This is a genomic window from Dactylosporangium sucinum, assembly GCF_014647515.1.
Taxonomy (GTDB): Bacteria; Actinomycetota; Actinomycetes; order Mycobacteriales; family Micromonosporaceae; genus Dactylosporangium; species Dactylosporangium sucinum.
On sequence record NZ_BMPI01000032.1, the window covers coordinates 69,939 to 83,766 of the forward strand.

Annotated in this window: 14 protein-coding genes; 8 read left to right on the top strand and 6 right to left on the bottom strand. The window is 74.8% G+C overall.

What is annotated here, in order from left to right:
- Positions 1-61: 61 nt before the first annotated feature.
- Entirely contained in the window at positions 62-1,018 is a 957-nt protein-coding gene (locus tag IEZ31_RS29580; protein ID WP_229835962.1) for a Bug family tripartite tricarboxylate transporter substrate binding protein, read from the top strand.
- Here the strand turns inward: IEZ31_RS29580 and IEZ31_RS29585 are convergent.
- The 6 genes from IEZ31_RS29585 to efeU form a co-directional block, all read right to left on the bottom strand.
- On the bottom strand, positions 993-1,832 hold the full coding sequence (locus tag IEZ31_RS29585; RefSeq protein ID WP_190253286.1) for a PIG-L deacetylase family protein: 840 nt from the start codon (positions 1,830-1,832) through the stop codon (positions 993-995). The two genes, IEZ31_RS29580 and IEZ31_RS29585, sit on opposite strands and share 26 nt — an antisense overlap.
- A complete protein-coding gene (locus IEZ31_RS29590; RefSeq protein WP_190253287.1) occupies positions 1,829-2,950 on the bottom strand; it encodes a glycosyltransferase family 4 protein in 1,122 nt (373 codons plus the stop codon). Before IEZ31_RS29590 ends, IEZ31_RS29585 begins: the two co-directional genes overlap by 4 nt.
- A gap of 28 nt (positions 2,951-2,978) precedes the next feature.
- Complete coding sequence (locus IEZ31_RS29595) at positions 2,979-4,058, bottom strand: lysylphosphatidylglycerol synthase transmembrane domain-containing protein (protein WP_190253288.1); 1,080 nt, start codon at positions 4,056-4,058, stop codon at positions 2,979-2,981.
- A gap of 105 nt (positions 4,059-4,163) precedes the next feature.
- Complete coding sequence (locus tag IEZ31_RS29600; protein ID WP_229835963.1) at positions 4,164-5,171, bottom strand: undecaprenyl-diphosphate phosphatase; 1,008 nt, start codon at positions 5,169-5,171, stop codon at positions 4,164-4,166.
- 33 nt (positions 5,172-5,204) lie between these two features.
- Entirely contained in the window at positions 5,205-5,813 is a 609-nt protein-coding gene (locus IEZ31_RS29605; RefSeq protein ID WP_190253290.1) for a DedA family protein, read from the bottom strand.
- Positions 5,814-5,992: 179 nt separating this feature from the next.
- Positions 5,993-7,267, bottom strand: coding sequence for an iron uptake transporter permease EfeU (gene efeU, locus IEZ31_RS29610; RefSeq protein ID WP_190253291.1), 1,275 nt, complete (start codon positions 7,265-7,267; stop codon positions 5,993-5,995).
- Positions 7,268-7,361: 94 nt separating this feature from the next.
- On the opposite strand from efeU, the gene IEZ31_RS29615 reads away from it, so the two are divergent.
- The 7 genes from IEZ31_RS29615 (at position 7,362) to IEZ31_RS29645 (ending at position 13,823) form a co-directional block, all read left to right on the top strand.
- Positions 7,362-7,730, top strand: coding sequence for a BlaI/MecI/CopY family transcriptional regulator (locus IEZ31_RS29615; protein WP_190253292.1), 369 nt, complete (start codon positions 7,362-7,364; stop codon positions 7,728-7,730).
- Complete coding sequence (locus IEZ31_RS29620; protein ID WP_190253293.1) at positions 7,727-8,626, top strand: M48 family metalloprotease; 900 nt, start codon at positions 7,727-7,729, stop codon at positions 8,624-8,626. Before IEZ31_RS29615 ends, IEZ31_RS29620 begins: the two co-directional genes overlap by 4 nt.
- A gap of 183 nt (positions 8,627-8,809) precedes the next feature.
- A complete protein-coding gene (locus IEZ31_RS29625) occupies positions 8,810-9,955 on the top strand; it encodes a hypothetical protein (RefSeq protein ID WP_190253294.1) in 1,146 nt (381 codons plus the stop codon).
- A gap of 11 nt (positions 9,956-9,966) precedes the next feature.
- Positions 9,967-10,755, top strand: coding sequence for a COG4705 family protein (locus tag IEZ31_RS29630; protein WP_190253295.1), 789 nt, complete (start codon positions 9,967-9,969; stop codon positions 10,753-10,755).
- Between the two features lie 9 nt (positions 10,756-10,764).
- Positions 10,765-11,451, top strand: a complete 687-nt coding sequence (locus IEZ31_RS29635; protein WP_190253296.1) for a response regulator transcription factor — start codon at positions 10,765-10,767, stop codon at positions 11,449-11,451.
- Complete coding sequence (locus tag IEZ31_RS29640; protein ID WP_190253297.1) at positions 11,444-12,085, top strand: phosphatase PAP2 family protein; 642 nt, start codon at positions 11,444-11,446, stop codon at positions 12,083-12,085. Before IEZ31_RS29635 ends, IEZ31_RS29640 begins: the two co-directional genes overlap by 8 nt.
- Before the next feature lie 136 nt (positions 12,086-12,221).
- Complete coding sequence (locus IEZ31_RS29645) at positions 12,222-13,823, top strand: tannase/feruloyl esterase family alpha/beta hydrolase (protein WP_190253298.1); 1,602 nt, start codon at positions 12,222-12,224, stop codon at positions 13,821-13,823.
- Positions 13,824-13,828 lie beyond the last annotated feature (5 nt).

Sequence of the window (13,828 nt, forward strand, 5' to 3'; positions counted from 1 at the left end):
TGCGTGTCTGGCCGTACGGTACTCGCCGGGCGCGCAACGGCAAGGCGCCTATTGTGGGCGGATGGATCGCCGGTCGCTGCTCACCGCGCCGCTGGCCGTGCTGCTGGCCGGCGGCTGCGCGGCGCGCGACGACCCCGAGCTGCGGCTGATGGTGCCCAACGCGCCGGGCAGCGGCTACGACATCACGGCCCGCACCGTGGCGACGGCCATGGACGTCGCCGCGGTCAGCCGCGGCGTCGAGGTGTTCAACCTGCCCGGTGCGGGCGGCATGGTCGGGCTGCGCCGCCTGGTGTACGAGCGCGGCAACGGGTCCCTGCTGATGCTCATGGGCCTCGGCATCGTCGGTGCCCAGCACACCACGCCGATCTCGGTCACGCTCGGTGACGTCACGCCGGTCGCCCGGCTGATCGAGGAGCCGGAGGTCGTGGTCGTCACCCGCGACTCGCCGCTGCGCGACCTGGACGCGCTGGTGCGGGCCTGGCGCGCCGACCCGGGCGGGCTGGCCGTCGGGGGCGGCTCCTCCCCCGGCGGACCCGACCATCTCGCGGCGATGCTCATGGCGAAGGCCGCCGGGATCGCGCCGCCGACGGTGCGCTACGCCCAGCACGACGGCGGCGGGGTCCTGCTCGCCGCGGTGCTCTCCGCGCGGGTCGCGGTCGGGGTGTCCAGCCTCGGTGAGGTCGCCGGGCAGATCGACTCCGGCCAGCTGCGGGTGCTGGCCACGACGGGGCAGCGCCGCGTCGCCGGCATCGACGCGCCGACGCTGCGCGAGACGGGCCTGGACGTGCTGTTCGCCAACTGGCGCGGGCTGGTGGCGCCGCCCGGCCTCGACGCGCCGGCGACGGCCGCCCTCGGCACGGCCGTGTCCAGGCTGCGCGGGTCGGACCCGTGGCAGCAGGCGATCGCCGGGCACCGGTGGACCGACAGCTACCTGGCCGGCGCCGACTTCGGCGAGTTCCTGCGCGAGCAGGACGCCCGGGTGACGCAGATCCTCACGGAGCTGGGCCTGGATTCCTGAGCGCCGCCCGGCGGAGGCTGGCGAACACGTCGTCGTCGAGGGCACCGCCGGGCCGGCGGCCCGCCTCGACGAACCACTCGCGGCCGGCGACGGCGGCGAACAGCGGGCCGGGCAGGCGGCTGAGCACGGCGAGGGTGCGCGGGCCCCGGCCGCCCTCGGCCTGGCTGGCGTGGGCGCGCAACGCGGCACGTTTCTGGCCCAGGAACCGCCGCACGTCCACCGCGTGGGTCAGCTCGGCGCGGCCGGTGAAGGCGGTGGCGACCGGCCCGAGCGGCAGCGCCGGCAGCAGCCGGCCGGCGAACCGCGACAGGGCCAGCAGCGGCCGGAGCGCGCCCCGGTCCACCGTCGCCTCGAGGACCACCGGGGTGTCGGCGAGCCGGGCGGCCCGGGCGGCCACGCGGTGCACCTGGACGTGGTCGGGGTGCCCGTACCCGCCCCGGGCGTCGTAGCTGGTCAGCACGTCCGCGTGCTCCTCCCGCAGGATCGTCGCGAGCAGCGCCGCGGCCTCGTCGACCGGCGCGTCGGCGAAGCGACCCGGCCCGGGGGCGTCGCCGTGCAGGCCCGAGTCGCGGTACCCGAGCGTCTCCACCCGCGCGCAGCCGAGCGCCGCCGCGGCGGCGAGGAGCTCGCGGTGCCGCCGCCCGGCCAGTTCCTCGCCCGCCGCACCGGCCGCCAGACCGGCGCCGCCGAGCGTGGCCGTCACCAGCACCACCCGGTGCCCTTCGGCGGCGGCCCGGGCCAGGGTGCCGCCGGTGAGCAGCGCCTCGTCGTCCGGGTGGGCGTGGAAGGCGACAAGGGTGTACCGGCGGCTCATGCCGGGCTGCCGAGCAGTCGCCGATCGGGGGCCACGCCGTGCCGCAGCCCGGCGGCGGCGTAGAGCGCGTCGGCGGTGTCCAGGACGGCCTCCCAGTGCACGCGCGGCGCGACGGCCCGGTTGTGGGCGGCGACGGCGGCGAGCCGCCCGGGGTCGTCGAGCAGCGCGGCGATCGTCGCGTACAGCTCCTCGTCCGAACCCACCAGCCAGCCCTCGGTGCCGTGCCGGACGAAGTCGGCGACACCGCTGCCGGCCCGCGCCAGCACCGGCACGCCGGCGCTGCGCGCCTCCAGGGCGGCGATGCCGAACGACTCGCGGGGCGCCGGCGCCACGTACAGGTCCGCGGTGGCCAGCAGCCGGCGGATGGCGTCGCGGTCCAGGGCGCCGGTGAGCCGGACCTGGTCGCCGAGCCCGGCGTCGGTGACCTCGCGACGCAGTCCGGGCAGCAGCGGGCCGTCCCCGACGAGGACGGCCCGGAACCGCCGGCCGTGCGTGGCCCGCAGGGCGCGGACGGCGCCGAGCAGCGCCCGGGGACGCTTGCGGCGGACCATCCGCATGACGCTGACGATGGTCGGCACGCCGCCGGCCCGCGGCGGCGTGGGCAGCCGCCACTCGGCCGGATCGATCCCGTTGGGCAGCACCGTCACGGGCGTGCCGTCGAGCGCCTCGCTGACGGCGGCCGCGGCCGCGTTGCTGACCGCCGCCCACATCACCGGCCACGTCGCGGCCGAGCGGAGGCGGGCGTAGCCGCGCACGAGCCGCACCATGCCGTGCCACATCGAGTGCACCGAGACCACGGTGGGCCGGCCGCTCGACGCGGCCAGCCCGCCGGCCGTCCACGCCATCGGCGACAGCGCCGAGACGTGGGCGTGCACCACGTCGACGCCGTAGACCCGCAGGACGTCGACGAGCGAACGGCCGGGCAGCACCCGGTAGGGTCCGGCCCCGAGCAGGTCGTCGCCCAGCCGCACGACCCGCCGGCCGCTCGGGCCCGGCGTGGTGGTGATCACGAGCGTGTCGTGCCCGGCGGCGCGCTGGCGGGTGACCAGGTCGTGGACCTGGAGCTCGACGCCGCCGAGCCGGGGCAGGTAGACGTCGGTGACGTGAGCGATGCGCATGCGGGCCTCCGAGGGTTCGAGGTGCGGCTCAGGCGACGCGCCGCGACGTGCGCCGCGACGCCAGCCAGAGGCCGGTGGCGAGGCCGCCGACGGGAATCTCGGCGGCGAAGACGAAGGCGCGGAACAGCAGCACCGCGGCGAGCGCGGCCGTCGGGTCGACACCGAGGGCGATGAGCACGCCGATCGTGCCGGCCTCGACCAGGCCGGCACCGCCGGGCGTGATCGCCAGCAGGGTGAGGGCGCGCTCGGCCACGAGGGCGGCGAACACGACCGGCACCGAGAGGTGCAGGCCCACGGCGATGCAGCAGTACCACAGCAGGGCGCCCTGCAGCAGCCAGTACGCGGCCATCCCCCAGCTGAGCCGCGCCCAGCGGCGCCGGACGAGCCGGTCGGTGCCGTCGAGCAAGTCGGTCACCGCGGCCGTCCACGTGGTGCGGGGCGCGCTTGCGCGGCGGCCGATCCGGTCCCGGACCCGCTCGGCGGCGGCGACGAGGTGCAGCAGGGGCGTGGCGCGGCCGAGCAGCGCCGCGACGACGAGCGACCCGGCGGCGGCCGCGACGGCGGCAGCCGCGAGCCACCACCCGCCGTGGCCGCCCGGTGCGACGCCCCACAGCAGGAGCGCGACGACGGCGACGAGCGGCATCGTCAGCTTCGCCACCAGGTCGGTGGCCTTCGACACGATGACGAACCGGGCGAAGTCGAGGTTGCTGTGCCCCCAGCCGCGGATCATGCCGAGGTTCAGCGTCGTGCCGGCGAGGCCGCCGAGGGGCAGGACGTTGGACACCGCACTGCCGGACAGGTTCAGGGTCAGCGCCCGCCGGTGGGTGAGGCCCGGCAGCGACGCGGTCAGGACCACCGTGTGCACCCACAGGCCGAGGAACCACACGACACCGAGCAGCAGCAGCCACCCCCAGCCCAGGCCGGCGATGAGGTGCCCGGCCCGCGACCAGGAGGCGCCGACCGCCGAGGCATGGCTCGCGGCCCACACCACCACGGCGAGGGCCGCCACGAACAGCGCGGCCCGGCCCCAGGACCGGCCCCACGATCGGCCCCCGTTCCGGGCCGCCGGGTCGGCCGCCGGCGTGGGCGGCATCGGGTTGCGCTGCATGACAGTCCTTGGGGGTCCCGCGCTCCCTGGGCCAGGGCGCGTCGACGGCTCACGCTCCCAGCCGGCGGCTGAAAGGACGCTGAAGCGCGGCGCTGGCGGCCGGGACTACGCGGCCAGCAGCCAGACGAGGCTGCCGAGGCCGACCACGACACAGTATCCGGCGAACGGGGTGAGCGTCCGGGTTTCGAAGTACCTGGTCAGGAACCGCACGGAGCCGTACGCCGCGACGCCCGCCGCGAGGCTGCCGGCCAGGACCTGGCCGTGGATGCCGGCGCCGAGGGGGCCGAACAGGTCGGGGATCTTCAGCACGCCGGCGGCGAGGATGACCGGCGTGGCGAGCAGGAACGAGAACCGGGCCGCGTCCTCGTGCGACAGGCCCTTGAGCAGCCCGGCGCCGAGGGTCGCGCCGGACCGGCTGATCCCGGGCAGCAGGGCGAGCACCTGCGCGGTACCGATGAGGATCGCCCGGCCGAAGGAGCCGCCCGCGATCCGCCGGTCCGACGCGACGCCCGGGTCGCCGATGTCGCCGGGATCGCGGGGATCCGGCGCCGTACCTGCCGCCAGTGGCGCCGGTGCCCCTGATGCCAGTGGGGCCGATGTTGCCACTGGTACCGCCGGTACCGTTGCGGCGTTCGCCGTGGTGGCACCGCGGCGCAGTCGTTCGAAGCCGTACAGCAGCACGCCGTTGACGGTCAGGAAGATCGCCGCGGGGACCGGCCGGCCCAGCACCGTGCGGAACGTGTGCTCCAGCACCAGCCCGCTGACCCCGACCGGGATCGTCGCCAGCACGATCATCCAGGCGAGGCGCTCGTCCGGGCGTTCGATGCGCCGGTACCGCACCGACGTCACGAGGCCGGTGATGATGCGCAGCCAGTCACGCCAGAAGAACAGCAGCAGCGCGAGCGCCGTCGCCACGTGCAGCCCCACGACGAACGCCAGGTACGGCGACTCGGGTGCCGACACGTCGAGGTCGCGGGCCCAGCGGCCGCCGAGCAGCGCCGGCAGCAGCACGCTGTGGCCCAGGCTGGACACCGGGAACAGCTCGGTCACGCCCTGCAGGAGGCCGACGACGATCGCCTCGGGATACGTCAGGTGGTGTGCGTCTACAGTCACGCCCGGCATCCTGGCGAGGCGTTGCTGAGAAATTCATGAACGGGCGCGGACCCGGCCGCGCAGCAGTTCGACGACGATCGGCACGACCGACAGCACGACGATGCCGATGAGGATGAGCTCGATGTTGGACTTCACGAACTCGATCTGGCCGAGGTAGTAGCCGAGCAGGGTCACGCCGGTGCCCCACACCGCGCCGCCGATGACGTTGTAGAGCACGAAGGTGCGGTAGTGCATGCGGGAGGCGCCGGCGACGATCGGGGTGAACGTGCGCACGATCGGCACGAACCGGGCCAGGACGATGGAGCGCGCCCCGTAGCGGTCGAAGAACTCCTGCGCCCGGGTGAGGTTCTCCTGCTTGAACAGCCGCGAGTTCGGCCGGCGGAACAGCGCCGGTCCGACCCGGCGGCCGAAGACGTAGCCGACCTGGTCGCCGGCGATGGCGGCGGCGACGATGAGCACGATGACCAGCCACAGCGGCAGGTGCAGGTACTGCCCGCCGGCGACCAGCAGGCCCGTGGTGAACAGCAGCGAGTCGCCAGGCAGGAAGAACCCGATGAGCAGGCCCGACTCGGCGAAGACGATCGCGAGAATGCCCAGCACCCCGAAGGTGGAGATGAGCCATTCGGGGTCCAGGTACCGCACGGTGGTCTCCTCGCTGGTCGGGTCTGTCGTTCGGCGGCCACGGTAGGCCGGTGAAGCTGAGAATCCGTTGAAGACGGCGTGCGGAGCGGCTGCCGGTGTCAGCGCCCGGCGACGACCGGCGCGACGGCGGCGACCTGCTCGGCGAGCGCGTCGGCCGCGCCGGCCGGGCCGGTGTGCGATCAGCCGGCGGCGCTCGGCGAGCCGGTGATGGTGAGGGTGCTGCGGATGCCGGCGCCGATCATGCCCGGCTTGCAGGCGACGGTGTACGTGCCGGGCGTGAGGTCGACCCGCAGCTCCCGGCTGACGCCGGGTGCGACGTTCTCGACCTCGCCGACGACCCGGTCGGCGGTGCCGTAGACGTACAGTTCGGTGACCTTGGTGCCCTTGTTGTCGATGGTGAAGATGGTCGTGCCGCCCGTCGTCTGATCGGTGCTGAGGGTGCAGGCGGTGTCGGTGGCGGCGACCGAGATCCGCCCGGGCTGCGGTGCACCGCCGGGCCGGGCCGCCGGGCCGCCGCACCCGCCGGGGGTGAGGCCGGCGAGGGTGACCACGGCGGCGATCGCGACGAACCCGTGCGCCCGGGCCCGCCGCGGGGCGGGGCGGAAGAACAGGGCGAGCATCACGCACGCGAAGGCGAGCCAGGCGGTGATCTCCAGCGCGCTGGCCCGTGGCGTGAGGTTGACGGTGCCGGCGAGCAGCGTGGCGTACCACGAGGTGGGGTCGACGAGGGTGGTGAGGTCGAAGGCGTCGCGACCGCCGCCGGGCAGCACGCCGGCGCTCTGCAGGCCGTGGACGCCGTACTTCAGAATGCCCGCCGCGACGAGGATGAGCAGCACGCCGGTCCAGGTGAAGAACCGCCCGAGGTTGATCCGCACGGTGGCGCGGGCGATGACCCAGCCCATCGCGACGGCGGTGGCGATGCCCAGCAGCATGCCGGCCAGCGGCGCGGCCGAGTCGGCGGCACCCTCGGCGGCGGCGAAGACCAGCAGGACCATCTCGACGCCCTCGCGCAGGACGGCGAAGAACGCCATCGTGGCGACCGCCCAGCCGCCCATGGCGACGGCGTCGGAGAGACGGCCGGTCAGCTCGCCACGCAGGGTGCGGGCGGAGCGGCGCATCCAGAAGATCATCCAGGTGACCAGGGCGACGGCGGCGAGGGACGTGACCGCCTCGAACAGCTCCATCCGGGTGCCGCTGCCCAGCCGGCCGGCGACGGTGGTCAGGAGCACGCCGACGGCGGCGGACACGAGGACGGCGGCGGCGACGCCGGCCCAGACCTGGCGCAACCGGCCGCGGGCCGGGCCGCCGTTCCGGGTGCCGCCGGTCTGGGTGTCTTCGGTCTGGGTGCCTTCGGTCTGGGTTCGCAGGAACGCGACCAGGATGCTGACGACGAGGGACGCCTCGAGTCCGTCGCGCAGCCCGATGAGGTAGCTGGCGAAGAAGACCGATCCCACAGGTGCGCTCCAAGCGTAGGCTAACCTAACGCCCACAATCTCCTACACGATGTAGGAGCGAGTCAACCCGGCAGGCCACCGCTATGGTGAGGGGGTGGCAGAATCCTCCGCACGGCGGCCACCGGGCTCGCTCGAGGCGCAGGCGATGGCTGCCCTGTGGGCCGCCGGGGAGCCGCTGTCCACAGCCCAGTTGCAGACGGCCCTCGACCCCGGCCTCGCGTACAACACCGTGCAGACGATCCTGGTCCGGATGCACGACAAGGGCCTCGTCGAGCGGCGCACGGCCGGCCGCGGCCACGTGTACTGGCCGGCCCGGGACGCCGCGACCGCCGCGGCCCAGCAGATGCGCGCGGTGCTCGACGGCCCCGCGGACCGCCAGGCGGTGCTGCGCAGGTTCACCAACGACCTCGCCGAGGAGGACCTGGCCACCCTGCGCGCCCTGCTGGAGGGCGACCAGCCGTGAACCTCGCCGTCTACCTGCCGCTGCTGCTGCCCGTCCTCCTGGCCGTCGCCGCCCGGCCACTGGCCGCCGCCGCGGCGCCCGAGCGGGCGGCCCGCGCGCTGGCCGCGGCGGCCGTGCTGGCCGCGGCGGTGAGCACCGCCAGCCTGGTGCTGCTGGCGCTGACGCTGCTCGACGACCTCCCGGCGCTGGAGGCCCGCGAACACACGGCGGCCTCACCGCTGCCCGAGCCGGTCCCGGGCCCGGTCGCACTCGCCGCCGCGGCCGCCCTGGCCTGGGCCGGTTGGCAGTTCGTGGCCGGCCTGCGCCGCGACCGCGCCGTCGCCCGGGACCTGCGCGCCGCCGGGACGGCGCACGGCGGGCTGCTCGTCGCCGACCTGCCCGGGGCGCACGCCGTCGCGGTGCCGGCCGGCGCCGGGCGGCCCGGTCACGTCCTGGTCACCGCGGGCCTGCTGCGCCTGCTCGACCGGACCGAACGCACCGCGGTCCTCGCGCACGAGGAGGCCCACCTGCGGCGGCGTCACCACCGCACGGTCGCGTTCGCCGCGGCCGCGGCGGCGGTCAACCCGCTGCTGCGCCCCGTCGCCCGGGTCGTCACCCTGCTCGTCGAACGCAGCGCGGACGAGGCCGCCGCCCTCGTGGTCGGCGACCGCCGCGCGGTGGCCCGCGCGATCGCGAAGGCTGCCCTCGCCGGAGCCGGCCGGCCGGCCGGCGGACTCGCGGCCGGCGGCTCGGACGTCTCGCGCCGGGTCGCCGCGCTCACCCACCCGGCACCCAGCGGCGCGCGGCCCGCCACCGCCGGGGCCGCGGCGGTCGTCTTCGCCTCCGCCACCGCCGGAGCCGCCGCCGGAGCCACCGCCGTCGCCGACTTCGTCGCGGTCGCCCGCGCCTGGCTGTAGCGCGACCTGGCTGCGATCGGCCGCCGCTCCCCGAGTGGCGCGCAGCAGGCTTGTGCCGCATGCCATTCCTACAGGCTGTAGGAGTACATTGGTGCCGGCGAGCGGCGCCACGGCAAGGTCACCACATCGGGGCACAGCGCGTTTCAGGCGGCGTTCAGCCACGCGGCCGTACCGTCCCCCGCCATGGTGGACATGGCAGTGGTACGCGCCCGCCCCGCGGCGGTCGCGCTGGCCGGCTGGACCGTCGTGTGGTTCATCGGCATGGCTTGGAACGGCGGAACCTCGTGGCACTTCTTCGTCCAGGGCGCCCGGGCGCTCGCCGACCTCGACGACCCGGTGCGTGGCGGCCTGCACCTCTACGCCGCCGCGCCGGTCCTGCAGATCGGCCCGGTCGCGCTCCTGGCCGCACTGCTGGCGATGCCCTGGGGCGTCGCCGGCGCGCTCGCGATCTGGCAGGTGCTGGGCGCCGCCGCCGGCCTCACGATCCTGTGGCAGATCCGGCAGATCGCGACGCTCGTCCGGCCGGACCTCGGCCGGCGCACGATCGACCAGCGCGTCGCCGCCGCCGGGCTGTGCGTGATGCCGGTCTGGATGTTCCTCGCCGTCGGCGTCGCCCACCTCGACGACGTGCTGGCGCTGCTGTTCACCGTCCTCGGCCTGCGGGCCGCCCTCAGCGGCCGGGCGGTCCTGGCCGGGGCACTGCTCGGCCTGGCGGTCGACGCGAAGCCCTGGGCGCTGCCGTTCGCCTGCCTGCTCCTGCTGCTCGGCACCGGCCGCAGGGTCGTGCTCGGCGCCGCGGTGACCACCGCCGTCATCGCCGCGGCCTGGCTGCCGTTCTTCCTCGCCGACCCGGCCACGAGCAACGCGCTGCACTTCACCATCCCCAACACGGAGCTGTCGGCGCTGCGCGTCCTCGGCGTGCACGACGCCCGGACACCACCCTGGGACCGGCCGGCGCAGGCCGCGCTCGGCGTCGCCCTCGCGCTGCTCGCCTGGCGCCGCGGTCGCTGGCCGGCGATCGTGCTGCTCGCCGTCGCCGCGCGGATCGTGCTCGACCCCGGCACCAACCGGTACTACGTGGCCGGCCTGGTCGTCGGAGCCGCCCTGTGGGACGTGCTGGGCACCCGCGCGGGCCGGTCGTGGCTGCCGTGGTGGACCGCGACCGCCTGGATCGCGCTGTTCACCGCCCGCTTCGTGCCGATGCCCGACGCCGCCCACGGATGGCTGACCCTCGCCTACGTGCTGGCCTGCGCCGGCGTGCTCGTCGCACCCGACCGGCACCCGTCCGGGGGACCACGGCTTCAGCGCCCTTTCAGGTCGGTTCTGTGAGGGTGCCCGGCATGAAGATCGCGCGCCGGACGGCCAACAAGGTTCCCGAGGTCACCGTCTACTTCTGGATCATCAAGGTCCTCGCCACCACCGTCGGCGAGACCGCCGCCGACCTGCTCAACATGAACCTCGGACTCGGCCTCACCTGGACGACGATCGTGATGGCCGTCCTCACCGCCGCCGCCGTCACGCTGCAGTTCCGCGCCGAGCGCTACGTACCGTGGCGCTACTGGCTCGTCGTCATCCTGGTCAGCGTCGTCGGCACGTTGATCACCGACAACCTCGTCGACAACTTCGGCGTGCCGCTGGAGGTCACCACCGCGGTCTTCGCCGTCGCGCTCGCCGCCACGTTCATCCTGTGGTACCGCGGCGAACGCACGCTGTCGATCCACACGATCGTCACCACGAAGCGGGAGTGGTACTACTGGGCCGCCATCCTGTTCACCTTCGCGCTCGGCACCGCCGCGGGTGACCTGCTCGCCGAGCGCGTCAGCCTCGGCTACCTGGCCTCCGCCGGCGTCTTCGCCGCCGCGATCGCGCTCATCGGCCTCGGCTACCGGCTCCGGCTGCTCGGCGCCGTGCTCGCCTTCTGGGCCGCCTACGTGCTGACCCGCCCGCTCGGCGCGTCGGTCGGCGACTGGCTGTCCCAGCCCCGCGACAACGGCGGCCTCGGGCTGGGCACCGTCGGCCCGAGCGCCGTCTTCCTCGTCGCGTCGGTGGCGCTCGTGGCGTACCTGACCCGCAGCCGCGCCGACGCCACCCGTGAGCCGGCCGCCGCGGCGGCGCGGGCCTTCAGATAGGAATTCTGGATGCGAATACTGCTGGTCGAGGACGAGGTCGGCCTCGCCGAGACGATCCGCGACGGGCTCGCCGCCGAGGGCTTCACCACCGACCTGATGTTCAACGGCGTCGACGGGCTGTGGGCGGCCACCGAGACCCCGCACGGCGCCTACGACGCCGTCGTGCTCGACATCATGCTGCCCGGCCTCAGCGGGTACGAGGTGTGCCGGCGGCTGCGTCACCGGGAGGTGTGGACGCCGGTCCTCATGCTCACCGCGAAGGACGGCGACTACGACCAGGCCGACGCGCTCGACCTCGGCGCCGACGACTACCTCACGAAGCCGTTCTCGTTCGTGGTGCTCGTCGCCCGGCTGCGGGCACTGATCCGCCGCGGCGCCCCGGAGCGGCCCGCGGTGCTCGCCGCCGGCGACCTGCGCCTCGACCCGGCCCGGCGGCGGGTGACCCGGGGTGAGGACGAGGTCGCGGTCACCCCGCGCGAGTTCGCACTGCTGGAGTTCATGATGCGAAACGCCGGCACGGTTGTGACCAAGACCGCCGTCATCGAGAACGTGTGGGACGCCAACTTCGACGGCGACCCCAACATCGTCGAGGTGTACGTCGGCTACCTGCGCAAGAAGATCGACCACCCGTACGACCGCTCGGCGATCAGGACCGTCCGCGGTGTCGGCTACCGGCTGGAACCCGGCGGTGGCTGACCGCCGGGCCGCCGCGGTGGTGCCCGCCCTGCTCTTCGCCGTCCTCACCGCCCTCGTCGCGGCCCGCTTCGGTCCGCTGATGCGCCTCGACGCCGCCGTCAGCGGCGCCGCCCGCCGGTTCACGCCGGCCCACCCGGCCTGGCACGCGACGATGTCGGCCATCACCCACACGGGCGACACGAACGTCCTGCTGTCACTGGCCGCCGTGGCACTGATCGTGCTCCTCCTCCGGCAGCACCGCACCGGTGTCGTCTTCCTGCTCCTGACCGTCACCGCCACGAGCGCCGTGCGGATCGCCGTGATGCTGCTCGTGCACCGCCCCAGGCCGGTCGACCGGCTCACCGCGACGAGCGGCTTCGCCTACCCGTCCGGGCACACCACGTCCTCGGCCATCGCCGCCGGCATCGTCATCGTCCTCGGCTGGACGCTCCTGTCGAGCCGGCGGTCCCGTTTCGCACTGGCCGCCGTCGCCGGCACGTGGGCACTGCTCGTCGGGATCAGCCGGGTGGCGCTGCTCGCGCACTGGCCGAGTGACGTCGTCGGCGGCTGGCTGCTCGCATGCGCGACCACCGCCGCTGCCGCACTGACGCTCATGGGAAAGCGTTCGAGTCCCCGGTACTCCACCGGGCTCTGAGTGCTCACTCACGCGGCGGACATGCTTACTCATCGCGGCCTGCACCGGGCGGGCGCTGCCGGTCGGCGCCGATGACGCGTGACCGGTGCAGCAGCGGCCCGGGTGAGCCACGCCGCCCAACGGGTACACGCAAGCAGTGACGAGACGCCGGCTGACCTTCGTGGCGGCGATCATGGTGGTGGCGGGCGTCGCCTGTGCCGCCCTGGCCGGGGCGGCAGCGCGGGCCGACCGCGGCGGAGGGGGTTGCCCGCGCCTGCCCGCACCGACCATGCCCGGGGCACGGATCTTGTCCGTGTCCGTGATCGCCCGCCCGGGCACCACGGGCAACTTCCGCATCCCGGGCAAGCCCGGCCGGCCCGCGACCGGCGGCGCTCCCGCGACCTGCGACGTCACGGTCGTCCTGACCCATCCGCCGTTCGGGGATCGGGTCCGCATCCGGATCTGGCTGCCGACGACCACCTGGAACGGGCGGTTCCAGGCCGTCGGCGGGGGCGGCTTCGTCGCCGGCGACTTCAAACGCGCCTTCGTCTCGGCGGTTCAGCGGGGGTACGCGGCCGCGGCCACCGACGCCGGCGTGCCGACGGCCCGCTCCGAGCACCCCACCTGGGCACTGCGCCACGACCGGACGATCAACACCGCCTTGCTGGACAACTTCGCCTACCGCTCGGTGCACGACCTGAGCCGCGTCGGCGAGCAGATCACGACCCGGTTCTACGGCCGGCCACCCGCCTACTCGTACTTCACCGGCTGCTCCACCGGCGGGCGGCAGGGCCTCGTCGAGGCCCAGCGCTACCCCGGCGACTTCGACGGCATCCTCGCCGCCGCTCCCGCCATCTCCTGGAACCGCCTCACCTTCGCCCAGCTCTGGCCGCAGGTCGTCATGAACGACGCCGGCGTCTACCCGACGGCGTGCGAGTTCGCCGCCTTCAACCGCGCCGCGGTCGCCGCGTGCGACGGCGACGACGGAGTCACCGACGGCGTCATCGGTCACCCCGAGACCTGCCGGTTCGACCCCGGCGAGCTCGTCGGCACGATGGTCCGCTGTCACGGCACCATGATCCGCATCAGCCCGGCCGTCGCCGACGTCGTCCGCCGGATCTGGCAGGGGCCGGTCACCCGGACCGGTCGGCCGCTCTGGTACGGCCTGCTGCCCGGCGCCTCGTTCAGCTGGCTGGCCGGCACCGTCAAACCCCTGATCGGCCCGCGGCGCGGCGCGCCGTTCCCGCTCGCGGCGGACTGGATCCGGTACTTCGTCCAGCGCCGGCCGGCGTTCGACACCTCCACCGTCGGCTACCCGCAGTACGAGCGGATGTTCGGCGAATCGGTTGCCCGCTACGACGCCGTCATCGGCAGCGACGATGCCGACCTGTCCGCCTTCCGCGCCGCCGGCGGCAAGATGATCACCTGGCACGGCCTGGCCGACCAGGCCGTCTTCCCGCAGGGCACCGTGGAGTACCGGAGCCGGGTCGACGCCGCCACGGGAGGCACCGGTACCACGGATCAGTTCTTCCGCGTCTTCCTCGCACCCGGCGTGGCCCACTGCTCCGGCGGGGCCGGACCCGCACCCACCGACCCGCTTGCCGCCCTCGTGGACTGGGTCGAACACGGCCGCGCACCCGACACGCTGCCCGCCGCCACGACGGACGCCCACGGCCGCAGGATCGGCCGCGACCTGTGCCGTTACCCGCTTGTCGGATACGCCGCACCGCACGCCGCCGACGGCGGCTCCTGTCGCTGAACGGC

Bases quoted from the DNA above. Each gene is read 5' to 3' on its own strand.
- IEZ31_RS29580 (WP_229835962.1), top strand. From the start codon at position 62: ATGGATCGCCGGTCGCTGCTCACCGCGCCGCTGGCCGTGCTGCTGGCC.
- IEZ31_RS29585 (WP_190253286.1), bottom strand. From the start codon at position 1,832: ATGAGCCGCCGGTACACCCTTGTCGCCTTCCACGCCCACCCGGACGAC.
- IEZ31_RS29590 (WP_190253287.1), bottom strand. From the start codon at position 2,950: ATGCGCATCGCTCACGTCACCGACGTCTACCTGCCCCGGCTCGGCGGC.
- IEZ31_RS29595 (WP_190253288.1), bottom strand. From the start codon at position 4,058: ATGCAGCGCAACCCGATGCCGCCCACGCCGGCGGCCGACCCGGCGGCC.
- IEZ31_RS29625 (WP_190253294.1), top strand. From the start codon at position 8,810: ATGGTGGACATGGCAGTGGTACGCGCCCGCCCCGCGGCGGTCGCGCTG.
- IEZ31_RS29630 (WP_190253295.1), top strand. From the start codon at position 9,967: ATGAAGATCGCGCGCCGGACGGCCAACAAGGTTCCCGAGGTCACCGTC.
- IEZ31_RS29635 (WP_190253296.1), top strand. From the start codon at position 10,765: ATGCGAATACTGCTGGTCGAGGACGAGGTCGGCCTCGCCGAGACGATC.